Genomic DNA, 21,078 nt, shown 5'->3' with positions numbered 1-21,078 from the left:
ACAATACGTTATATAAATTAAAAAAAAAGGATTTAAAATGAAAAAAATAGCTATTTTAGCAATGTTTGCTTTTACGCTTTTTGCCTCTGAATTGGAGCTAAAGAGTGGTTATGTTGCAGCACATACACAAATGGTAATGGATAGTACGATAGATCCAACAAATAACTCGCTTCAAGCTTCGCTAACTATTCAAAATGGTGATATAACAACGATAAAAGGAAAATTTTGGGTTGAGATGTCTCTATTTAGCAGTGATAACATAGATAGAGATAAAAATATGTATAAAGAGATAGAGATAGATAAGTTTAAGATGGCAACATATGTTATCTCTAGTATTGAAAAAATTGATGACAAAGATAATTATACGATAAATGGAGCATTGAACTTTCACGGTATCTCTAAAAATATAAGCACGAAAGCTAAGATAAAAATACAAAACAGTGAGCTTGTTTTAGAGGCTAATTCTATGATTTTGATGAGTGATTTTGGTATAAAAGCGCCATGTATGGTTTTTATGTGTGTAAGAGATCAGGTTGATCTTTTGATAAAAGCTACATTTTTAAATAAGTAATTATGAATAAACTAGAAGAGTATCTAAACGCTCACGAACTAAGTGAGATGCACCCATCAGATATAGCAAAAATACTAAAACAGCTCGATGATAGTGATTTTGCTGTTGCATTAAAACTTATCCCAAAAGATTTAATAGGGGATGTTACTCTTGCTCTTCCTGATAGATATTTTGATGATGTTGTTGAGCACTTAAGTATTGATGAGCTTGGCCACGCAGTTGGAGAGCTTGAATCAGACGATCAGGTAGACTTTTTACAAGGGCTTGAAGATATTGATGAAAAGATAGCTTCACAAGTTTTTGATACTCTGCATGAAGATGATAAAAAAGAGATTATAAAGCTCCAAACATACAGCGATAATGAAGCTGGTGCGTATATGCAGCTTGAAATTTTTACCGCTGATAAAAATGAGATAGTTCATGATGTAATAAAGCGATTTGCAGATTTAAGACGTGCAAAACTTGTAGAAAACATTCAAAATCTCTTTATTACAAGCAGCGATAAAAAGCTTCTTTATACCGTTGGTTTAGATGATTTGCTAATTTTTGATTTTAAAAAAACATTGATTGAAAATATCGATGAGAGTGAAGAGAGTTTTGAACCAAAAAAGGCTCAAGATAGAGAAAATATACGTGACGTTGTTCACTACTTTGAAGAGTATGACCTCTCTGTAATGCCTATCGTAAATGCCTATGGAATCCTCTTGGGGCGTATTACCTCAGATGATATTTATGACATTATAAATGAACATGCAACAGAGCAGATGTATAACCTTGCTGGGGTTGATGATGATGCAGAAGAGTACGATGAGGTTTATACTGCTGGTAAAAAAAGAGCTTCATGGCTTGGAGTAAATCTTCTTACTGCTATTTTTGCTTCAGTAGTTATTGGACTCTTTGCAGATACATTGCAAAGCATGGTTGCACTTGCTGTATTGATGCCTATCGTTGCTTCTATGGGTGGAAATGCTGGTACGCAAACGCTAACAGTTGTCGTAAGACAGCTCGCACTTGGCGATATATCTCAGGGTGATGCGATGAGAATTATCAAAAAAGAGGTTTTCATAGCACTTATGAATGGACTTTTGTTTGCCGTACTTATGGGCGTTATAGCTTCTGTATGGTTTGGAATGAAGATGTTAGGCGTAGTAATAGCGCTGAGTATGATTATAAATCTTTTTATGGCAGGTTTCTTTGGTGCTGCGATACCGCTCTTTTTGAAAAAAATGGATATAGACCCAGCGATAGGTAGTGCTGTCATACTTACAACAGTAACTGACGTTGTTGGATTTTTTAGTTTTTTAGGACTTGCAACATATATATTGTTGTAGTTAAAGTAAAAGAATGATAAATAAAGCAAAAAAGTATGCAACGACAAATACTTTAGTTCTCTTAGGAGTGATTTTAGGCGTACTTTTTGGTATCTTTGCCCCAGAACTTGCACTTTCACAGCAAGTTATCGGTGAGATTTTTATAAATTTTTTAAAGATGCTTGTAGTTCCTCTTGTTTTTTCAAGTGTATACGTATCAATAGTAGGGCTAGGAGATTTAAAAAGTCTTAGAGATATTGGCGCAATGGTTGTCTCTCTTTATATTTTAACAACCGCTCTTGCTGTAGTTATCGCAGTTGTATCAATGAATTTGGTTCCAATAGGAGAAGCTGTAACGGCTGAGGGTTTGGAGTATGTAAAAGCTACACAAATAGCACCTTTTTCATTTAAGAGTATGATTTTAAGCTTTATCCCAACAAATATATTTCACTCCCTCTCAGAGGGCTCTATGATGCCTGTTATCATTTTTGCACTCCTTTTTGGTATAGCTTCTTTGCATTTAACAAAACAGCGACAAAGCGTTATCTATGACTTTTTCACAGCGGTAATGGATGCGATGCTAATAATGGCAGAGTGGGTTATCAAAATGACCCCGCTTGGAGTATTTAGTCTTATCTCATATGTTGTTGCTGATCAAGGAGTTGAGGTAATAGTTGGTCTTTGGAAATATCTTTTAATGGTTATAGCAGTTTTGCTTTTTCACGCAGTTATAACACTGCCTTCACTTCTGCTCTTCTTTGCTCGTATAAATCCCTTTAAATATCTAAGTTCAATACGCGAAGCCCCAATTATGGCCTTTTCTACTGCTTCTAGCATGGCTACTCTTCCTGTTTCTATGAGAGTTGCACAAGAGGTTGGAGGAGTTGACAAAAAAAATGCCTCTTTTGTTCTTCCGCTTGGTGCGACAATCTCTATGGATGGTACAGCAGCGTATTTAACAGTAGCAACTTTGTATATCGCTAACTTAGCTGGAGTTGATTTAACGCTCTTTGATCAGTTTGTTTTAGGAGCAACGGTTGTTGCTCTGAGTGTAGGAGTTGCAGCGCTTCCTAGCGCTTCTTTGGTTATGTTAATTGTAATTTTAAATCAGTTTGGTTTGGCGCTTGAGTACATAGCCTTGATAGTCGCGGTAGATAGAATTTTAGATATGGCAAGAACGTCTCTAAATGTAACTTCTGATTTGGTTGTTTTAAAGATTGTAGATGAGCGTCTAAAGCAAAAAAATGTCCAAGAAGGGCTAAATTCTTAGCTCTTTTTTGCCTCTTTATGTATAATGGCAATATTAATTTTATAAGGATAAAAATGTTTAAGTTTATAGTAGCAGGGATTTTTTCACTACTCACATTGCAAGCAAGTACAGATGAAGCGTTAAGCGCATTTAAGAAGCATGATTACGCGGAGGCATTTAAACTTTATGAAAAAAGTGCAAAAGAGGGTGACGCTAAAGCTCAAAGTGCTTTGAGCTATCTTTATGCAATGGGTTTAGGAGTAGATAAAGATTTAAAGAAATCTCTTGGGTGGCTTGAAAAATCAGCTCAAAGCGGAGACGCAAATGCTCAGTACGATTTGGGAATGTTTTATCTAAATGGAAACAATGTAGAGCAAAACAGCAAAAAGGCTTCTGAGTTTCTTAGTAAGTCTGCAGCGCAAAAAAATACAAATGCACAATACAATTTAGCACTTATGTATTATAAGGGCGATGGTGTAGATTTAAATGTTTCAAAAACCATCGAGCTACTAAGCAGTGCCGCTAATGCAGGGCATATGAGTTCAAAACAAAATTTAGGAAATATCTATATAGAACTTCTAAAATTTGATGAAGCAGCAAAGTGGTTTGAAAAAAGTGCTGCAGCTGGAGATGAGAGCTCATTCTTGACTCTTGCTCAGATATATTGCGAATTAAAAGAGTTTAAAAAGGCAAAAAATTGGGCAAGTAGAGCAATAGATGGCGGAAATAAAGAAGCAGAAATTCTTTATAAAAAATATGAGCTAGAAAAGTACTAAATAGGAATTACTTTATATCCTGAACCATAAATATTGTGGATAACCTCATTAGGAAGTTTTGCGCGTAACCTTTTCATAAGAGAAGTTACTGCGTGAACTGAAAACTCTTTATCATCTTTTGCTACATGCAGATAATCAAAAATATCCTTTGCTGAAAATATTTCATTTGGTTTTGAAAAAAGAAGACTTAAGAGCAGACTCTCCATTCTTCTAAGTTTTATCTCTTTTGAATCTCCCCACAGCGTGTTTGTACCATGATCCCAAAAAATACTATCTGTTACGAATGTACGGTGTGTTCTTTCTCTAAGTTGCTTTACAATATCTAGTAAAATAGTTTTTAGTTTTTCTGTTTTAATCGGCTTTATAAGGTATGACTCAAGATGAAGCTTTATAGCAAGAAGAAGTTTTTCTTGTTCAGAGTGAGCGCTCATAACGATAATTTTTGTCTCTTTATCGTCTTCTCTAATCTTGCTTATCATCTCAAGACCATCAAGGTTTGGCATACTAATATCTGTTAGTATAATATCTGGCTTTTTTTGCTTGTAAATATCATAAGCTTCATCGCCAGAAGCAGCAGTATAAACCCTGCTAAAAAATAGCTGTAAGTACTCTTGCAATAGTTCACGAAGATCAGCTTCATCTTCAGCAAGTAAAATAGATATATCTCTAATTTTTTCAATTTTCATTTTTTACCTTTATAGTAAATTTTGCACCAATTTTTTCATTTTCTATATCATAAATATTTTTTGCACTCAAAGAGCCGTTCATATTCTCTTCAATAATCATTTTTGCAATATGCAGTCCAAGTCCAGTTCCCATAGACTTATGTTTCGTAGTAAAATATGGATCAAATATCTTGCTAAGATTAAAATCTTCTATCCCACCGCAATTATCGGAAATGGATAAAATTATATAATCATTTTCTTTATCTGTTTCAATTGTAATTTCTACGGTTCTTAAATTTTTTATTGTAATTATGTCATTGATATTAGATATTATTGAAACTAGTACTTGTATAAATTCATTGATAAGTCCAAAAATTTGATATTCATTATTGATCACAAGATTTACTTTAACACTGCTATTGGTTTGTGGAACATGCGCTATATCAAGGCTTCTTTGCACCGCATCGCATATTTTAAACCAAGATTTTTCTTTATCTGGAGTGTAATAGCTCATAAAATCTTCAATAGTTTCTGAGAGATATATAACACGTTTTTCCATCTTTTGTAGTTTTTCGCCTAGCTCTTCTTTGCTAAGAGATGATGCTCTGTTTTTCTCTTGCAGTATTGCAAGTGAAGTGTTTATTATTGCTAATGGTTGGCGCCATTGATGGGCTATATTTCCAATCATCTCACCAATTTCTGCTCTTTTTGATTGCTCAAAAATTAACAAATCACGCTCTTTAAGCGCTATCTCTTTTTGCTGAAGCTCTTCAATTGTGTCAATTAGCTCACGATTGTATTTCTCTTCTATGTAAAGTCCACAATCAAGGTTTTTCATATCTTGAATTAGTTGGTGGATATATTTTTTCTCTATTACGGAGCCATGTTGAGGAGCAATTAGATTGATATCTAGTTTTTCTATCTTTGCAAGTGCGTAGTTGAAAATATCTTTGCTAGGCATATACTCTTGATGAAAAAGTTTAGCTTTTAAAAAGTATGTCTCATCTGCGTAAAAATCCCAAGACTCCTCTATGCCTCCAAAAATATCTCCAGAAAAAAGAACTTTAGAAATTGGCTCATAGCTAACAAACGCCCCAGGTGAGTGGCAGTAAGGGGTAGTGAGAAAATCTAACTCCAGCCCACTTGAAGTTAATAGCTTGTTGTTGTTTTTATCTATCTCATAATAGTTTGATTTTATAAGGTAATGTTTTACTAAAAGAGACATTCTTGAGTGCGTCACAATTAGTAAATCATCTCTGTTTATAAGTTTTTCTATTTCAGGAACTGCCGCTGCTAAATCTGGGTCTTGATGATGAAGAATAATATATTTTATATCTTGCATATTTATGAGAGTTTTTATTTTTCTAACAGTTTCATCAAACTCAAGCATGGAGCCTGGGTCTATCAAGATAGACTCATTTCCATTTTTGATTAGATAAGGGTGACATTGAAAGGGGTCATTTTTTAAATGCATACCAACCCAATAGATATTTGGTGCAATTAGTATAGCTTCGGATACGCCTAGAAGATTACTCATTTCCCTCAAACCACTGTAGCTGTTCTCTAAGTTCAACAACTCTTCCAACAACAATAAGCGCAGGAGTTGGAACATCTTTCGTTTTTGCAACAATGTTTTCTAAAGTACCTACAACAACACTTTGTTCTTTTGTAGTCCCTTTTGAAATAACAGCACATGGATAATCTTTTGGTTTGCCAATCTCCATAAGTTTTTTACTAATTTTTGGAAGATTATGAAGACCCATTAAAAATACTATCGTATCATCTGTTTTAAATGTTTCCCATGGGATTTGAGACTCTTTTTTATTTGGAGACTCATGTCCAGTTACAACTCTAAAGCTTACAGAAACACCACGATGAGTTACGGGAATACCAGCATAAGCAGGTGCGCTTATCGCAGATGTAATGCCAGGAATTACATCAAAAGCAATGCCTCTTTCTCTAAGATAGAGCGCTTCTTCTCCTCCACGTCCAAACACAAAAGGGTCACCACCTTTTAAACGTACAACATTTTCATGTTTTAGTGCGTTTTGATAGATGACCTCATTTATATCATCTTGAGGAACTATGTGTCTGCCATCTTCTTTACCAACGTAAACAAATTCACATCCGCTTTTTGCTTCGTGTAAAATGTCTGGATTTGCAAGACGATCATAAATAATTACATCTGCTTCTTTAATCACTCTAAGCGCTTTAATTGTTAGAAGCTCTATATCTCCAGGACCAGCCCCAGTTAGATAAACTTTACTCATTACTTAGCCTCTTTGTATAAAAATATGCCTGATGGCTTGTTGATACCGAACATTTCACGAGCTAAATACCACTCTTTAGTGTTTATAACTGCTACTTTGTTTGTGTCATTTACAGATACATATAGATTAGGGCGCACATCAGACCATCTAACATGAAGAACTTTTCCATCAAATTCAAATCTTTTAACAACCTCAAGAGTTTTTGTATCTATTATCTGAATAACAGGAAATTTATCTCCGCTAAAAGTAACTGCCATATATTTTTGATCAGGACTTAGCGTTGTAAAAACTGGCAATCCTTCAACCTCAATATTTTTAACAAATTTAAAGTCAGATGTATATACTAAAACTTTATTGTTTCCAACAGCAGGAATGAAGACATTTCCTTCGCTTATACTCCAAAAACCAAAGTGAGGAACTTTTAGTACAGGCTTTCTATCTTCAAGTAAAATATCTATTTTAGAGTACTCCATCGTGTCAAGATTTACGACACCAAAGAAGTTACTTTTAAAGAACCCAGTTATGAAGTTATTGTTCTTTATCATAGCATCAAATGGCATTACACCGACGTTTTCAAACTCTTTAAATATCTCAAAATTTGGAACGCCTTTACCGCCATTTTTATCTTTTAGAACCGTAATTTTGTCATTATCCATTTGCGAGAAAACAAGAAAATCTTTATATTTTTTGATACCGACGTTTTTAGAGTTTGTTTCAAAAGATTTTATAGGATTTAAATCTCTATCAAGAATATCAACACTTTTTTTAGCGTAGTTTGCTACTGCAATATAATTTTTCTCAACAGTAAAACCAATAGCACTATCACTTGTTTTGTACTCTTTTAAAATTTTCTCATTTTGTGGGTCAAATTTTATGATATATCCATCACGAGAAATTACATATCCATCGTTGTCATAAAACTTTACAACACCGTGATTCATATCGTGCATGCCATCAATATGGCCTTTTGTCATCCCTTGTTCAATTACAGCTAGAGAATTACTCTCTCTCTCAACAACAAAAACTTTCTCTTCGCCTTTAATTGATGCAAGTATAGGGTTTACACCCTGTGCTTCAGCGATTCCAACGATAGATGCTACTAAAGAAACAGCTACTAAAAACTTACTTATATACATTAATCTCTCCTTCTCTCTTGTTCAGTTAAATAACATGATGGATCTTCGCTCCATAAGTCGCCAGTTATAGCATAAGCTCTTGATCTTGAGCCACCGTTACAAATATCAATCTGCTCACATGAGGCACATATTCCACTAATCTGTTTTCTTGGATGGATACGGAGCTGGTCAAGCAGCTCGCCACTTTGCCAAATATCACCAAAATTTTTCTCTATAATATTCCCAACAGTAAGTGGAAAAAATGGATCAGGGCGAACATCTCCTTCACTGTTTATGTTTAAAAGCTTTCGCCCAGCGCTATTGCCACCCCATGAAACAAGGCGCTCTCTCATCTTATTCTTCAAGTCTGGATATTTAAGAGCAAATCTATTTAAAAAAAGTATCGCATCTTGTTCCATATTGCCAGTTACAATCTCTATATCTCTGCCTGTTTCATAATACTCAAAAGCTTTGTCTAAAATAAACTCTACACTCTTTCTTCTCTGCTCTTTTGATAAATCCATCTTCAAGTTATCAAGTCCACGGCCAGAGTAAACAAGGTGTGAAATATAGATTTTTGATATTTCTTCTTTTTCGGCTAAATCAAAAATATACTCTAAAGAATTAACAGTCTCTTTTGTTATAGTAAAGCGGATACCAACTTTACCACCATGCTCATTTGCAATGCGAACAGCTTTAAGAGTCTCTTTAAATGCGCCTTTTAATCCACGGAAATGATCATGAGTAGGCTCATCACCATCTATGCTTATGCCAACGTAGTTAAACGTATCAACTATGCGCTTGACATTTCCTTTGGTGAAGTATAAGCCATTGCTTGAGAGATAAGTGATGATTCCGTTATCTTTACAAAAATCTGCTATTTCAAAGAGATCTTTTCTAGTAAGAGGTTCTCCGCCAGAAAATATTATAAATTTTACACCATTTTCTTTCATCTCTAAAATTGTTTTTTTTATCTGCTGTGTAGTTAATGTATCTACTTCATCAAGTGTTGATTTTGAGTAACAGTGCAGACAAGACAAGTTACAGCGATTTGTAAAATTCCATATAGCAATTGAGCCATTAAGTACTCTTTCTGGTTTGTCTTCTATGACAGAGTGGATAAGATTTGATAGTCTAAACATCTATTTGCCTTTGTATGAGAGAATATAATTTGCTATATCTTCTCTCTCTTTATCAGTTAATTTTAATTTTGTCATAACAGTTCGTTTGTATCCAAATGCTTGATACATTGATTCTGGATCAATAATATAGGCTTGAATCTCTTCTAGGGTTCTCTTTTGTGCAATTTCAATAAATGGAGGACCAAATGCTTCTGAAATTTGATGATGACAACCCCAACAATAAGTTTCAAAAACCTTTTTGCCTTCTGAGTCTTGTGCAGATAAAAAAGAAGCAATTAACAGCACTATTAATAGTTTTAAATTCATGTTTTCTCTTTAATTTTATTTTTTATTCTAACCTAACTAAGCTTGAATTATGGCTTATAAATGTCAAAAAAAGATTATTTTATATTATATGAGAAGTAATGAGTAGTGTGTGAAAATAATGAATATATAAAAGTATTGAAAATTTTAGAAGAGATTTTTCTCTCCAAAAAAGGAGAGAAAAAGTGCTAGTTATGCACCTGGAATAGTTTGTCTGTGCTCGATAGAGTAAGTAAACGTAGGAGTTGTTAAACCAGTGATGTATTTAACAAATTTACCTGTTTTAGCTTCATAGATACCGATACGTCCAGCATTCCACTCAGAAATCATAGTCCAGTGACCGTGATTTGCTGGCTCAGCGTGAAGTATACGAGGAACTACAACCTCACCTTTAGCATCTTTTACAGTTGGAACTTCCCATTTGTAGAATACTTTATGAGTTACAGGATCTGTAACAGTACCTTCAGTTGTACCAACAGTAATGATTCTATCTAACTCAAGAGTTTGCTTGTTAATCAAGTGAACTTGATTCCAAACATCTGGACCACCAAGAACGTTATCTGCCCAAACAAATGGAGTGTGCTCAGATGTTCCAACGAACAATCCACCACCACCAGTTGGTATTTGACGGATAACATCGAAATGATCATCCCAGATAGTTACTTGACCTAAGTTCATGTTAACTGTTGCTCCAAGTTGTTGACCAAGAGTTTCGTTATACCAAGAAGAACCTTGACCTGGGTGTGGCTTAGATGCAGGACCTGTATAGATTTTTGTAACTAAAGATTTAGTTTTAAAGTCTACAACACCAACAACGTCACTTCCTTGAGAAGCGATAAATAGGTAACGACCAATCTCTTTACCTTCATTTAAGAAACCATCATGAAGAATATTACCAATGTTTGGAATATCACCAACAATTGGGAAGTTTGGTTTAGAGTAATCTACGATGTAAACATGTCCACCATCTTTAAGTGCAAATGCGATATAAGGACCGTATGGAGTATCAAAGATACCAGCTACACGAGAAGAATCGATATCACCATTTGGCTTGATAACGCTTGAAGTTGGGTAAACTTTTAACGGCTCAAGAGTCATAGCATCAAGAAGGATAGCACCGCCTGGAACATAGTTTCCAGCCATTAGGTATTTACCATCTGGTGAAACTGCAAGACCACGAGAGTCTGATCCAACTTGAACTTCAGCAATTTTTTGTTGACCTGGAGTATTTAAGTCGAACATTGTTACTAAACCTGAACGAGAGATTGAGTAAGCATAACGAGGTTGACGCTTATTTGTAACAGTTACGTGAACCGCAAAACCAGCAGGGTGCTTAGACAATACTTTGCCACTTGTTCCATCAACGAATGCAACACGCTCAGCATCACGCTCAGTTACGAAACAGATGTCTGTAACTTTTTTAACATCCGCAGCTTGTGGATATTTTGTAAAGAATGCCATTCTGTCATTAAGAGGCTTCCATGCAGATTTAACTGTATCAAGAGTTAGTTGCTTGATTACTCTACCTTTAAAGTGTTGGATATAATCAACCATTTTATCAGAGTCATCTTTAGTCATTTTATCTTTAAATGATGGCATTGCAGTACCTGCACGGCCGTTTAAGATAGTTTCAGCAAGCTCATAAGAGTTTTTCTTAGCTGTTACAGCAGGACGTAAATCTGAACCAACACCACCCTCTAGGTTAGGACCATGACACCCTTGACACTCTTTTTCAAAAACTTTCTCAGGATCAAAATCAGCTGCTTGCGCAAGCATACCTGAACCAACAACTGCCATTGCAGCTACTGATAATACTAATTTATTTAATCTCATTTTATTTCTCCTTCTAAAATAGACAAATTTACAAGCCCTCTCAGGCCTGAAACATAATTGAAACTCAAGGCCCTATTGGGCCCTGAAAGTGTTTCAATAATTAGTTACCCTCTTTCTCTAAACGAGCTTTTTCTTGCTTATAAATCCAAAACATTGGAAGTATAATTACAGTGTGCAAGAAAATAGTTAGAGTCATTGGCCCTTGAGACAAAGTAGCAAAAAAACTTGGTACTACATCTACAAACGGCTCAAACATTGCGTTCATCATTGTATCTCTCCTTATCTTACGTGGTGAGTAGCTTTACCGATACTCAATAAATCTTTAACTAAGAATAGGAATCCTACAAATGTAACAACACCCATTAATAGTCTCCATACTAAACCTTGTACTAACCAAGTTGTAGCTTGAGCATCAAAATAACCAGCCCATGTAGCACCCATTTGTGCACGAGATATAATAACGTCTGAATAACCAGCTAGTGTAAGTGCTACAGTCATACCAACAACACCACCAACAATCATACTTACCGCCCAAATAGACGACTTAGTGTTATTAAGTATTTTAATGTTGTTTTTTCCTTGAACTGCTAAATACATCATACCAATAAGAATAGTTGCATAAGCTCCAAAGAACGCTAAGTGTCCGTGAGCAGATGTAAACTGTGTTCCGTGTGTATAAAGGTTAACCTGTGGCATTGTGTGGAAGAATCCCCAAACACCAGCGCCTAAGAAGTTACCAAGTGCATTCATGATAAACCATGTAAACGCAGGTTTATTTGTAATAACCGATAAATCTTGACCTTTTGCAGCTTCTTCCCCTTGCATTTTACCCCAGTCATAAAGAACGTGGATAAACATCGCAACAAGTGGTAATGGCTCTAGTGCAGAGAATAGTGCCCCAATTTCCCACCAGTACTCAGGTGTACCGATCCAGAAGTAGTGGTGACCCATACCAAGGATACCTGAACCAAATAGCATTGCTACTTCGATCCATAACCACATTTCAACAACTTTACGGTGTGCACCAATCATAGTGATTAGACCATAAGCAGCTAGTGCACCAACAAAAACTTCCCATGTAGCTTCAACCCAAAGGTGAATAACCCACCACCACCAGAATTGATCAATAGAGATATTATCAGTGTAGAACATACCAGTTAAGTAAAGACCAGCAAAAGCAATCATATCTGCCATAAGAACAGTAACGATACCAGAACGGTTACCTTTAATACCTGTCATGAAAAGGTTTGCAACGAAACCAAGTGCTACAACAGTAATACCTAAGTCAGCCCAACGCGGTGCTTCGATATACTCTCTACCTTCATGAATAAACCATATTGATGTTTCATCAGCAGGTCCAACTTGAATGAATAAGTATACAAGAACAACAACAGTTACAGCTGCAGTAAATACCCAGAAAAGTAATTTTCCAAGACCAATACCAACAGTTTCAATTCCTGTTTCATCAGGTAATAACCAATAAACAGAACCAAACATAGCAAAAACCATCCATACAACAAGTGCATTGATGTGTACCATTCTAGCTACAGAGAAATCTAGGATTTCAAATAAGAAGCCCGGCATAACATACTGAATAGCTGCTACAAGACCAAAGAGTAACTGTGCTCCAAAAAGAGTTGCTGCAACAGTAAAATACCAAGTTGCTAACTTTTTAGACTCAGATTTTGAATAACTACTTGCCATTTACTGCTCCTTGAATTTTTCCAAAGTTTCTTGGGAAACCATTCGTATCTATAGATGATAAGTGCTTTAAGAAAGCAACTAAGCCCTTAGCCTCTTCAGCAGTAATACCAAGATTTGGCATCATACGAGCGTGAGTTGGATATTGAGATGGGTTTTGTAAAAACTCAGCCATCGCTTCTTCTTTAGTCTCTTTACCTGTCATTGCTTGCATTGAACCTTCTGGTCCCCATGCTGGATCTAACCAAGCTTTTGTTAAGTCTGGAGCGTAATATGCACCATTTCCAAGTAAAGTATGACAGTTCATACAGTTCTTAGTTTGAGAAGCTAACTTACCAAGGTGAAGTAAAGCACCAGCTTCTTCTTCAGACCAATTATCTCTACCAAAAAAATTCTCTTTTTCTTGGAAAGCTGAAGTTCCTTCTGCATTCATTCCACCAATTACTGGAATTTCATGTTGACGTTTCTTATTCATCTCATAAGTAACTTTATAATTGATAACTGTAGGTCCCGGAACCCTTTTAGTTACACCATTTTGTAAGTCTGCATCAGTTCCCATTGATATTTGTGCGCTTGTATCAAACGTCAACCAAATAAGTAAAACTGAAGCAAAACCTGTAACCCACGCTGCTGTGCGTTGCCAGAAGCGATTATCACTCCATACGGATTTTGTAGCCACTATAACCTCCTATAAATTATGGGTCAATATATATAAAAATTAATGTTCATTTTCTTGATGAACATGATCTTGCATGTAATAGACTGCATGTGGAAGCAGTAACAATCCAATTGCAGCAACAACTAAAGCTTTAGCTGTAAAGTCATTTACATGCATCAAACTTCCCATCAAATACAAACAATAAGCAGTTAAAATCCAAAAAAAGTAGCCAATATACATCATCCAATTTTTTAGAAGTTTAACTTTTATAGCCGTATATATACCAACATAGAATCCTCCAAATATCAATACAAGAGTAGAAGATATAAAGATTGTTAAAAAATCATCAACAAGAATATCTCGTGACATTAAAGCTTCATCAACCATTTTATTTCTCCTATGTTTGTAAAATTTTTCAGAATCAAGAGAAGTTTAATCTGAATTACTTTAAAAGCAGTTGATATACATCAATTTTTTTATCTAATTTAAAAATTAAGGTTTGTTTTATTATTTATGTAACAATAGGAAACAATAGTATAATTTTAAATTATTTATGCGATAATTTTTTTTTATATATCTAGAGGAAATGGAGAAGTGAAGAAAGGATGAGGGCAAATGATATAGTAGTGACTATTATTACAATACGTTTTTGTTTCTCTTCAAGGCTATATTTCTGCTCAAAATAGTCACCTAACCAAATGCCTGGAAAAACTGAAAACATTAACATTGGAACACTCATTACGCAGATTATAATAATATCTTGAACTGTCATTTAATAAACTCTTATCTTAAATTTAAATTTTATTTTATCTCTATTATTATATCATTGATTAATTAATTTTTTTTAAATAGAATTAATTTTATAAAAATTCATTTGAAAGCAAAAAGGGAAGAGAAGATGAAAAAAATCGTATCAATAGCTGTTGTGTCTATTACAGCGTTAACATTAATGAGTGGTTGTAGTGCAACTGCAGGAGCTTCAAATCATTTAGAGATGGAAGCAAATATGGAGAGTGCAGATGCAACAATTTGTAAGACAGCGATATTTATCGGAAATCGTAATACAAAGAGTGTTTTAGAGTCTATCGAGAAAGCTGGAATAAAAGATGGTTGGAGAATGACTCAGTTTAAGGCAAATGCTATAATTGCTGAAAAGATGATTGGTTCTGAAACCCATTCTACTACTATTACTGTAGCAAAAGAGCATATTATGTGCAATAAAAACAAGTTACCTCAAAGTGAGCTCAATTCACTAAGATCTGCTATCGTAGACGAACTACAAAGTGAATCTAAAGGGCATTAATTCCATTCTTCGTTTTATTCTTTCGTCTACAAATTCTAGGCGAAAGAACCTTCTTCAAAAATTATAAATAACTGTGCTTAAAACTTCTTTTCAAATATAAAGGGCTTTTATTAGCTCATATTAATAAAATAATTATATTATACGAGCAAAAAAAATTATATAAAGTAGAGAATAAAAATGGATTTTTTCAAGTATATACATGCAGTGGGAACGGGTGAAAAAGGCAATAGAGATTTGACTCAGGAAGAGGCAAAAGATATGATGGAACAAATTTTAAAACAAGATGTTCATCCAGAACAAGCAGCAGCTTTTTTACTTGGATGGAGACTGAAGCCTGAGACAAGAGAAGAATTTAGAGGAGTTGTAGATGCATGTGATGGCTTTATAAAAAGAACTCCCATAGCAAATTCTATAGAGCTTGGATATCCATTTGATGGAAAAGCAAATAACCCTTTTATCTTCCCTCTTGTAGCAAAAGTGCTTAAAGAGTCCGAGCTAGAACTTGTTGTTGTTGGCGATGATTTAGCACCTGCAAAAGCTGGAATTACCTTAAAAGATGTGGCTACAAATATTGAGTTAAATAAAAATATCCACTATTTTGATAGAGCAGATTTTTTTAAAGAGATGCATGATTTAACTCAGATGCGTATGCGTTTAGGTCTTCGTACAGGCATTAACACTATTGAAAAACTAACAAGAGTTGCTTCAAGCGAATTTGCAATTACTGGAGTTTTTCATAAGCCTTATGTAAAAAAATATGTAGAAGTTTTTTCAGATAAATATAAAAGATTTGCACTTATTCAAGGTAATGAAGGAACTCCAGAACTATTTAGCAAAGGGAGATTGTGGCTTGTTAATGGAGAAGATGTTGAGGAGATGATAATTGATCCTGAGTATTTTGGTATAAATTATACGAAATCTTGGGAGAAGATAACTCTTGAAGAATCAATTGAACAAATAAACAATCCATCTGAAGAATTTTTAAAACTAGCACGTTTAAATGCGGCTGTCTATCTATTTGTTGCACAAAAAGCAGCGAGTATTGAAGAAGCTTACGAAAAACTAAATGGATAAATTCTCAAGCCATGTAAAAAATATCTTACATGGCTTCTTTTTGGCTATTGGAACAACAATAGCCGAGCCATCCACAATTTTACCTCTTATTGTAAATTATTTTGGCGGAAGCTCTATGCTTGTAGGTCTTTTTGCCTCTCTTCTTAGGGGCGGAGCTGTGGTTGTTCAGCTTTTTGCTGCGTTTCATGCTCAGAGTTACAAGCTTATGATGCCATACCTTCGCAGAATCTTTTTTGTAAGATTTTTATCATGGTTTTTAATAGGTATAGCAATTATAATTTTTGGTGAAAACTATCCAAATATAACCCTGTTTTCAATAGGTTTGGGGCTTTTTATATTCTCTTTTAGTGCAGGTTTTGCAGCGATATATTTTAGAGAGATAATGGCAAAAATATTTACTCATAAATTTCGTGGCAAGACTATGGCATATCGACAGTTTTTTAGCGCAGTAGGTGGTCTTCTTAGCGGTGCTTTGGCTGCTTGGATATTAGAATCTTTTGAAGCCCCGCAGAGTTACGGGTATCTTTTTATAATTAGCTCTTTTATTATGGCTCTTGGGTATATATCTTTTGCTTTGGTTGATGAACCTATAAAAGAGGAGGTTTCAAAAAGAGAGAGCAGTTTTGGTAAATTCTTGAAAAATTCATATGCTATTTTAAGGGCAGATAAAAATTTTCAAATTCAAGTAAGCACATTTCTCTTGGCATATGGATACCTTATTGCACTCCCTTTTATAATTCTTGACGCACAGCAAAAAATAGATTTAGATGGTGTAGCAATTGGTTGGCTTATAACAACACAGATGGTTGGTGCGATGCTTAGTAATTTTTTATGGGGAGCTCTTAGTGGACGTGGAAAAAATATACTTACCGCAAAAGTAGCAATCTTATCTCAAATCATTGCAATAATTTTAGCGTTTAGTGCATCCTCACTTTATGAGTATATGCTCATTTTCTTTTTAGTTGGAGCTTCTATGGATGGAAATCGTATAGCTTCAAGCAATCTGATACTTAAGCTAGCTCCTGCAGATAAAAGGCCAGTATATATAGCTATTCAGATGAATATTGTATCTTTGGGAATGTTTTTCTCAATTTTAGGCGGGGTTGTTTTACACTTTTTTAGTTACACAGTACTTTACTCATTGTCAATAGCAGTTTTGTTTTTGGCTCTGCTTCTGTCACTTAAGCTTCAAGAGAGCGCTTTGGAGGTTTAAATTCCAAAAAAGCTTTTAAGAAAAGCTCTCTCTTTTTCATTTTCTATCATAATTCTAGCAATGCTCTGATTATTTTCGCCATTTATTATAAGCTCGTTATTCTCGACTACCAAGTGCTCTTTACCCCATTTTTTTTCAAGTTCATCTAATCTATGATAGAAGTCGCTTGAATCTGGTTTCTCTTTTATTTTACTGTCTCTTTTGTCTAAAATCGTCAATCCACCGATTCTTTTTTCAACAACATAAGGACTATACTCTTTTATAGCCAAGTATATACGATCCTCTTTAGAATCTGGAAGGGCACGCTGCATTGAAACAATTCCCAATATTAAAAAGGCTGTGAAAAATCCAAAAATTAAAACTTTTTTTACATTCATTTAGTTACTCCATTTATTTATATAATCTTCTGCTTTTTTTTGAAGCATTTGCATTCTCTCTTTACCTTTTGGTAAAGTTTCTCTAAACATTTTCATCTCTTGTAAAAAAGTTCCTATATCAGAAGGAATTAGATCCAAAAGATATTTTTTTAACTGCTTTGCAAGAGCGGGAGAGGTGCCAGATGTTGATATTGCAATTATTAAATCATCTTTTTTTATATAAGAACCAAAGATAAAATCAGTATGCTCTTTAGAGTCAACACAACTGCAAAGACAATTGTAGCGTTTTGACTCTTCAAAAATCTCTGCTTGAAGAGAGATGCTATCAACTGCTACAACTACAATATCAAAATTAGTTATATCTCCCTTGCTGTACGCTTTTTGTACTACACTGAGGTTTTTCTCTTTTGCCAATACAATTATCTCATCAGATAAGTCTTGTGCAATTATAGAGATTTCAGAGGTAAACTCTAAAAGGTGAATAAGTTTTGAATAGGCAATTTCTCCGCCACCGACAAGTAAAACTCTTCTGTTTTCAAGGTTTAAAAAGGCAGGAAAATAGCTCAAAACTTCTCTTTTTTTTCTCTTAAGTTGAGCGACATAATATCATACTTTTTTAAAATCTCTTGTTGATAAAAATCAACTAGGATTAATTGAAATTAGATTACAATCCAAACAAATTAATTAGAGAAATGGAACATTACTATATATGAAAGACGAAATACTATCGCGTATCCAAAAGAAATTTCCTTTGGTTGCAAGACCATTTAAGATAATTGCAGATGAACTCAGTATGAGCGAAGATGAGGTTCTTGAGATTTTACAAGAGCAAAAAAAGGCAAATATTATACGTCAAACATCAGCAATCTTTGATACTAAAAGATTAGGCTATGTATCTTCTCTGGTTGCGTTTAAAATACCAGCAGATAAAATAAGTGATGCAGTAAAAATCATCAACTCTCACCCTGGAATTTCACATAACTATGAGAGAAATCATGATTTTAATATCTGGTTTACACTTGCAGTTGCTCCAAATTCTAAGTTTGGACTTGAAAAAACAGTTGAAATATTGGCAAAAGCAACAGAGGCTGATGATTTTATTATGCTTCCAACACTTAAACTCTTTAAGATAAATGTTAAACTAAATACTACCGGTAAAGATGAAAAAAAAGAGGAAGTAAAAAAAGTAAAGCATACAGAGATAGAGCTTACGCCTCTTCATCATGCAATTATCAGAGCGGCTCAATATGATATAGAGATGAGCAAAGAGCCATTTAAAGCGATAATAGATGATTTAAATATTGATTATGATAAATTTTTTAAGATTTTAGATGAACTTCAAGAAGCTGGAGTTATGAGAAGATTTGCTTCAATTCTTAACCATAGAAAAGCAGGATTTAGTGCAAACGCTATGGTAGTTTGGGATGTAGATGAAGAAAAGGGCGAAGCTGTAGGAGAGAGGGCTGCTGCATTTAGTGCAGTTTCACACTGCTATCTTCGTCCAAAATATCCAAATTGGCAATACAATCTTTTTACTATGGTTCATGGAAAAAGTGTGGAAGAGACGAATTCAATTATAGAAGATATGGCATCTGAAATCGACTCAAAGAGCCATATGCCGCTTTACAGTTCAAGAGAGTTTAAAAAAGTAAGAATAGAGTATTTTGCTCCAGAGTTTAATACTTGGGAAGACAAGTATAGTAATTTATACAATTAAAGGATAGTTATGGAACTTTTTTTCGAGTTAGAAGCGGTTTATTTAGTAATAGGAGTTTTTTTCCTAGTTATCACACTCTTTGTAACAACTAGAGATTTTATGCCAAAAGGTGCTCTTAAAAAAGGGATAATAGGCGTTACAGGTATGATAATCATAATGGTTGGTTTTCACTATACAATTACAACAAAGAGAATGAATGGTGTTGAAGAAATTTTTAACAACAATGAGACGGTTATCTGTGAGAATAAAATGCACAGAACAATCTCAAAATCCGTGCTTTTGTCTAAAAGTCTAGGCTGGAAGCTTGAAGATCACCTCTTTAAGCATGATGAGTACGAGAGAGATTTTCATAGTTCAAGATGTGTTGATTGGATAGGCAGTGAAAATGTTTATACAGATGAGAACAAAAGTAAATGAAAGCAACCCTTAAAAGATATGGATTAGCAATAGTTTTTCTTCTAGCTATATCTTTATTGATGCTTCTTGCGACACTCGGCGTAGAAAAACTAGGTAGTAAGATGTTTGAAGGAACGGGGATTGATATGAAACCAAGAGGGGAAAATTTAGTAAAATGAGTTTAACTATTATTTTAATAATCGCTGTGCTTTTAAGTGCGGCATTTCATTTTGTCGGTGTTTATGCTGGTGCCAAAAAAACAGTTTGGCTTATGCTCGTAATTTTTTGGGCAGGAAGTATTAGTTTAGCAACAAGCGAAGTAAAACCTACTGGCTATAAAGATATAGAGAAGATGAAGGGTGCTTATGCTGATACTGATAAGCTAATCGAAGAAGCTATGCCTGAAGTCTCTATCTATGAGATGGTTACTATTAAAAAGAGTTTTAACATAAATAAATCTAAAAATGAGCAGAAGTAAAAGCGTAGCCATTATTGGCTGTGGATGGCTTGGAAAACCTCTCTTTGTAGAGTTGCAAAAGAGCTTTTGCGTGGAGTGTTTCTCACGAGAAAACACTCTTGATGAGTCATCTTTTTGGCAAAGCGATATTATAATTATCGCTATTCACACAAAAGAGAACTACTTAAGTACACTTCAAAAAATAGCAACATTAACAAATTCAACTTCTGATATTATCTTAATGAGTTCAACCTCCGTTTATAAAGAGTTTGATGAAGATATTGATGAGAGCGCTATTATCACAAAAGGCTCATTGATTAAAGAGGCAGAGGATTTACTCTTGGCGCAAAGAGAGAGAGTTTTGATCCTTAGGCTCGGCGGTTTGATGGGAAGCGATAGAGTTGCTGGAGTATGGAAGAGCGCTACTGCTTTTAGTGATGGGTTTGTAAACTATATCCACAGAGATGATGTAATAGCAATCGTAAATAAAATGTTACATGCTGGAGTAAATAGCGGGATTTACAATCTTGTTGCACCAAAACATCCAACACGTGCAGAGATTCATCAAAAAAATAGTAAAAAACATGAGAGAGAGATGGGGACTTTTGATGGGTTTTCAAGACGCAGGGTTTCATCCAAGAAAATTATAGATGAGTTGGGATACGATTTTTTATATCCCAATCCACTTGAGTTTTGGGATTAGTTACTTCTTGCTAATGCACAGAAGTCTATCTCCTCTTTTGGCTCTTTTGCCTCTTGTACTCTTTTATCCTCTTCATAAGAGCCTGTGCTGAAGATATATTCGCTACTCTTTAGTATGCAACCCTTCATACCAGGAACACATGGTTTTTTGATAAGTTTGCAGTAACCATTGTAGTCATGTTGACATGTCCATCCCATAAATAGCCTCTTAACTGATAAATGTAGTCTCTAATTATGCTACAATTT

The 21,078-nt window shown here is 34.6% G+C and carries 26 protein-coding genes; 12 read left to right on the top strand and 14 right to left on the bottom strand.

What is annotated here, in order from left to right:
• Window positions 1-37 precede the first annotated feature (37 nt).
• From AC6H33_RS10525 to AC6H33_RS10510, 4 genes are read left to right on the top strand one after another with little or no spacing between them, the layout of a single operon-like run.
• Complete coding sequence (locus tag AC6H33_RS10525) at window positions 38-571, top strand: YceI family protein (RefSeq protein ID WP_497604845.1); 534 nt, start codon at window positions 38-40, stop codon at window positions 569-571.
• 2 nt (window positions 572-573) lie between these two features.
• Entirely contained in the window at window positions 574-1,902 is a 1,329-nt protein-coding gene (mgtE, locus tag AC6H33_RS10520) for a magnesium transporter (RefSeq protein ID WP_497604844.1), read from the top strand.
• A gap of 13 nt (window positions 1,903-1,915) precedes the next feature.
• Entirely contained in the window at window positions 1,916-3,151 is a 1,236-nt protein-coding gene (locus tag AC6H33_RS10515; protein WP_497604843.1) for a dicarboxylate/amino acid:cation symporter, read from the top strand.
• Window positions 3,152-3,204: 53 nt separating this feature from the next.
• Window positions 3,205-3,906 (top strand): tetratricopeptide repeat protein, encoded by a 702-nt coding sequence (locus tag AC6H33_RS10510; protein WP_497604842.1) that lies wholly within the window; start codon window positions 3,205-3,207, stop codon window positions 3,904-3,906.
• On the opposite strand, the gene AC6H33_RS10505 is transcribed toward AC6H33_RS10510, so the two are convergent.
• From AC6H33_RS10505 to AC6H33_RS10455, 11 genes are all read right to left on the bottom strand, one after another.
• Window positions 3,903-4,592, bottom strand: coding sequence for a response regulator transcription factor (locus AC6H33_RS10505; RefSeq protein WP_497604841.1), 690 nt, complete (start codon window positions 4,590-4,592; stop codon window positions 3,903-3,905). The two genes, AC6H33_RS10510 and AC6H33_RS10505, sit on opposite strands and share 4 nt — an antisense overlap.
• A complete protein-coding gene (locus AC6H33_RS10500) occupies window positions 4,582-6,108 on the bottom strand; it encodes an oxygen-binding di-iron domain-containing protein (protein WP_497604840.1) in 1,527 nt (508 codons plus the stop codon). Before AC6H33_RS10500 ends, AC6H33_RS10505 begins: the two co-directional genes overlap by 11 nt.
• Window positions 6,101-6,841, bottom strand: coding sequence for a uroporphyrinogen-III C-methyltransferase (gene cobA, locus AC6H33_RS10495; protein ID WP_497604839.1), 741 nt, complete (start codon window positions 6,839-6,841; stop codon window positions 6,101-6,103). The genes AC6H33_RS10500 and cobA overlap by 8 nt, the downstream gene beginning before the upstream one ends.
• On the bottom strand, window positions 6,841-7,977 hold the full coding sequence (locus AC6H33_RS10490; RefSeq protein ID WP_497604838.1) for a cytochrome D1 domain-containing protein: 1,137 nt from the start codon (window positions 7,975-7,977) through the stop codon (window positions 6,841-6,843). Before AC6H33_RS10490 ends, cobA begins: the two co-directional genes overlap by 1 nt.
• Window positions 7,977-9,098: a radical SAM protein gene (locus AC6H33_RS10485; RefSeq protein WP_497604837.1), complete on the bottom strand. Its 1,122-nt coding sequence runs from the start codon at window positions 9,096-9,098 to the stop codon at window positions 7,977-7,979. Before AC6H33_RS10485 ends, AC6H33_RS10490 begins: the two co-directional genes overlap by 1 nt.
• Window positions 9,099-9,404 carry a c-type cytochrome gene (locus AC6H33_RS10480; RefSeq protein ID WP_497604836.1) on the bottom strand — a complete coding sequence of 102 codons (306 nt, stop codon included), beginning with the start codon at window positions 9,402-9,404 and terminating at the stop codon, window positions 9,099-9,101. It abuts the gene before it with no gap.
• Between the two features lie 189 nt (window positions 9,405-9,593).
• Window positions 9,594-11,234, bottom strand: a complete 1,641-nt coding sequence (locus AC6H33_RS10475; protein WP_497604835.1) for a cytochrome D1 domain-containing protein — start codon at window positions 11,232-11,234, stop codon at window positions 9,594-9,596.
• Window positions 11,235-11,334: 100 nt separating this feature from the next.
• Window positions 11,335-11,502: a hypothetical protein gene (locus AC6H33_RS10470; RefSeq protein WP_497604834.1), complete on the bottom strand. Its 168-nt coding sequence runs from the start codon at window positions 11,500-11,502 to the stop codon at window positions 11,335-11,337.
• 11 nt (window positions 11,503-11,513) lie between these two features.
• On the bottom strand, window positions 11,514-12,938 hold the full coding sequence (locus AC6H33_RS10465) for a cbb3-type cytochrome c oxidase subunit I (protein ID WP_497604833.1): 1,425 nt from the start codon (window positions 12,936-12,938) through the stop codon (window positions 11,514-11,516).
• On the bottom strand, window positions 12,928-13,614 hold the full coding sequence (locus tag AC6H33_RS10460) for a c-type cytochrome (RefSeq protein WP_497604832.1): 687 nt from the start codon (window positions 13,612-13,614) through the stop codon (window positions 12,928-12,930). The genes AC6H33_RS10465 and AC6H33_RS10460 overlap by 11 nt, the downstream gene beginning before the upstream one ends.
• 39 nt (window positions 13,615-13,653) lie before the next feature.
• Window positions 13,654-13,980 (bottom strand): hypothetical protein, encoded by a 327-nt coding sequence (locus AC6H33_RS10455; RefSeq protein ID WP_497604831.1) that lies wholly within the window; start codon window positions 13,978-13,980, stop codon window positions 13,654-13,656.
• A gap of 511 nt (window positions 13,981-14,491) precedes the next feature.
• Between AC6H33_RS10455 and AC6H33_RS10450 the strand changes: the two genes are divergently transcribed.
• The 3 genes from AC6H33_RS10450 to AC6H33_RS10440 all read left to right on the top strand — a co-directional run bounded on the left by AC6H33_RS10450 (window position 14,492) and on the right by AC6H33_RS10440 (window position 17,183).
• Entirely contained in the window at window positions 14,492-14,896 is a 405-nt protein-coding gene (locus tag AC6H33_RS10450; protein ID WP_497604830.1) for a hypothetical protein, read from the top strand.
• A 177-nt stretch (window positions 14,897-15,073) separates the two neighbouring features.
• A complete protein-coding gene (locus AC6H33_RS10445; RefSeq protein WP_497604829.1) occupies window positions 15,074-15,970 on the top strand; it encodes a glycosyl transferase in 897 nt (298 codons plus the stop codon).
• On the top strand, window positions 15,963-17,183 hold the full coding sequence (locus AC6H33_RS10440; RefSeq protein WP_497604828.1) for an MFS transporter: 1,221 nt from the start codon (window positions 15,963-15,965) through the stop codon (window positions 17,181-17,183). Before AC6H33_RS10445 ends, AC6H33_RS10440 begins: the two co-directional genes overlap by 8 nt.
• Here AC6H33_RS10440 and AC6H33_RS10435 read toward each other — a convergent pair.
• Together AC6H33_RS10435 and AC6H33_RS10430 are read right to left on the bottom strand one after the other, a co-directional pair.
• Entirely contained in the window at window positions 17,180-17,560 is a 381-nt protein-coding gene (locus tag AC6H33_RS10435; protein ID WP_497604827.1) for a hypothetical protein, read from the bottom strand. The two genes, AC6H33_RS10440 and AC6H33_RS10435, sit on opposite strands and share 4 nt — an antisense overlap.
• Window positions 17,561-18,127: a precorrin-2 dehydrogenase/sirohydrochlorin ferrochelatase family protein gene (locus tag AC6H33_RS10430; protein ID WP_497604826.1), complete on the bottom strand. Its 567-nt coding sequence runs from the start codon at window positions 18,125-18,127 to the stop codon at window positions 17,561-17,563. It abuts the gene before it with no gap.
• A 142-nt stretch (window positions 18,128-18,269) separates the two neighbouring features.
• Between AC6H33_RS10430 and ahbA the strand changes: the two genes are divergently transcribed.
• From ahbA to AC6H33_RS10405, 5 genes are read left to right on the top strand one after another with little or no spacing between them, the layout of a single operon-like run.
• Window positions 18,270-19,277, top strand: coding sequence for a siroheme decarboxylase subunit alpha (ahbA, locus tag AC6H33_RS10425; protein WP_497604825.1), 1,008 nt, complete (start codon window positions 18,270-18,272; stop codon window positions 19,275-19,277).
• A 9-nt stretch (window positions 19,278-19,286) separates the two neighbouring features.
• Window positions 19,287-19,694, top strand: a complete 408-nt coding sequence (locus tag AC6H33_RS10420) for a hypothetical protein (protein ID WP_497604824.1) — start codon at window positions 19,287-19,289, stop codon at window positions 19,692-19,694.
• A complete protein-coding gene (locus AC6H33_RS10415) occupies window positions 19,691-19,852 on the top strand; it encodes a hypothetical protein (RefSeq protein ID WP_497604823.1) in 162 nt (53 codons plus the stop codon). Before AC6H33_RS10420 ends, AC6H33_RS10415 begins: the two co-directional genes overlap by 4 nt.
• Complete coding sequence (locus tag AC6H33_RS10410; RefSeq protein ID WP_497604822.1) at window positions 19,849-20,151, top strand: hypothetical protein; 303 nt, start codon at window positions 19,849-19,851, stop codon at window positions 20,149-20,151. The genes AC6H33_RS10415 and AC6H33_RS10410 overlap by 4 nt, the downstream gene beginning before the upstream one ends.
• The gene (locus tag AC6H33_RS10405) at window positions 20,138-20,833 is read left to right on the top strand and encodes a Rossmann-fold NAD(P)-binding domain-containing protein (protein WP_497604821.1); all 696 of its coding nucleotides are present in this window, start codon (window positions 20,138-20,140) and stop codon (window positions 20,831-20,833) included. Before AC6H33_RS10410 ends, AC6H33_RS10405 begins: the two co-directional genes overlap by 14 nt.
• Here the strand turns inward: AC6H33_RS10405 and AC6H33_RS10400 are convergent.
• Entirely contained in the window at window positions 20,830-21,030 is a 201-nt protein-coding gene (locus tag AC6H33_RS10400; protein ID WP_497604820.1) for a hypothetical protein, read from the bottom strand. The two genes, AC6H33_RS10405 and AC6H33_RS10400, sit on opposite strands and share 4 nt — an antisense overlap.
• Window positions 21,031-21,078 lie beyond the last annotated feature (48 nt).

The organism is Sulfurimonas limnophila (genome assembly GCF_059705345.1).
Note: the sequence above shows the minus strand (reverse complement) of the source record. Positions and strands in the feature narration are given on the sequence as shown.

Bases quoted from the DNA above. Each gene is read 5' to 3' on its own strand.
- AC6H33_RS10525 (WP_497604845.1), top strand. From the start codon at position 38: ATGAAAAAAATAGCTATTTTAGCAATGTTTGCTTTTACGCTTTTTGCC.
- mgtE (WP_497604844.1), top strand. From the start codon at position 574: ATGAATAAACTAGAAGAGTATCTAAACGCTCACGAACTAAGTGAGATG.
- AC6H33_RS10515 (WP_497604843.1), top strand. From the start codon at position 1,916: ATGATAAATAAAGCAAAAAAGTATGCAACGACAAATACTTTAGTTCTC.
- AC6H33_RS10510 (WP_497604842.1), top strand. From the start codon at position 3,205: ATGTTTAAGTTTATAGTAGCAGGGATTTTTTCACTACTCACATTGCAA.
- AC6H33_RS10505 (WP_497604841.1), bottom strand. From the start codon at position 4,592: ATGAAAATTGAAAAAATTAGAGATATATCTATTTTACTTGCTGAAGAT.
- AC6H33_RS10500 (WP_497604840.1), bottom strand. From the start codon at position 6,108: ATGAGTAATCTTCTAGGCGTATCCGAAGCTATACTAATTGCACCAAAT.
- cobA (WP_497604839.1), bottom strand. From the start codon at position 6,841: ATGAGTAAAGTTTATCTAACTGGGGCTGGTCCTGGAGATATAGAGCTT.
- AC6H33_RS10490 (WP_497604838.1), bottom strand. From the start codon at position 7,977: ATGTATATAAGTAAGTTTTTAGTAGCTGTTTCTTTAGTAGCATCTATC.
- AC6H33_RS10485 (WP_497604837.1), bottom strand. From the start codon at position 9,098: ATGTTTAGACTATCAAATCTTATCCACTCTGTCATAGAAGACAAACCA.
- AC6H33_RS10480 (WP_497604836.1), bottom strand. From the start codon at position 9,404: ATGAATTTAAAACTATTAATAGTGCTGTTAATTGCTTCTTTTTTATCT.
- AC6H33_RS10475 (WP_497604835.1), bottom strand. From the start codon at position 11,234: ATGAGATTAAATAAATTAGTATTATCAGTAGCTGCAATGGCAGTTGTT.
- AC6H33_RS10470 (WP_497604834.1), bottom strand. From the start codon at position 11,502: ATGATGAACGCAATGTTTGAGCCGTTTGTAGATGTAGTACCAAGTTTT.
- AC6H33_RS10465 (WP_497604833.1), bottom strand. From the start codon at position 12,938: ATGGCAAGTAGTTATTCAAAATCTGAGTCTAAAAAGTTAGCAACTTGG.
- AC6H33_RS10455 (WP_497604831.1), bottom strand. From the start codon at position 13,980: ATGGTTGATGAAGCTTTAATGTCACGAGATATTCTTGTTGATGATTTT.
- AC6H33_RS10450 (WP_497604830.1), top strand. From the start codon at position 14,492: ATGAAAAAAATCGTATCAATAGCTGTTGTGTCTATTACAGCGTTAACA.
- AC6H33_RS10445 (WP_497604829.1), top strand. From the start codon at position 15,074: ATGGATTTTTTCAAGTATATACATGCAGTGGGAACGGGTGAAAAAGGC.
- AC6H33_RS10440 (WP_497604828.1), top strand. From the start codon at position 15,963: ATGGATAAATTCTCAAGCCATGTAAAAAATATCTTACATGGCTTCTTT.
- AC6H33_RS10435 (WP_497604827.1), bottom strand. From the start codon at position 17,560: ATGAATGTAAAAAAAGTTTTAATTTTTGGATTTTTCACAGCCTTTTTA.
- ahbA (WP_497604825.1), top strand. From the start codon at position 18,270: ATGAAAGACGAAATACTATCGCGTATCCAAAAGAAATTTCCTTTGGTT.
- AC6H33_RS10420 (WP_497604824.1), top strand. From the start codon at position 19,287: ATGGAACTTTTTTTCGAGTTAGAAGCGGTTTATTTAGTAATAGGAGTT.
- AC6H33_RS10415 (WP_497604823.1), top strand. From the start codon at position 19,691: ATGAAAGCAACCCTTAAAAGATATGGATTAGCAATAGTTTTTCTTCTA.
- AC6H33_RS10410 (WP_497604822.1), top strand. From the start codon at position 19,849: ATGAGTTTAACTATTATTTTAATAATCGCTGTGCTTTTAAGTGCGGCA.
- AC6H33_RS10405 (WP_497604821.1), top strand. From the start codon at position 20,138: ATGAGCAGAAGTAAAAGCGTAGCCATTATTGGCTGTGGATGGCTTGGA.
- AC6H33_RS10400 (WP_497604820.1), bottom strand. From the start codon at position 21,030: ATGGGATGGACATGTCAACATGACTACAATGGTTACTGCAAACTTATC.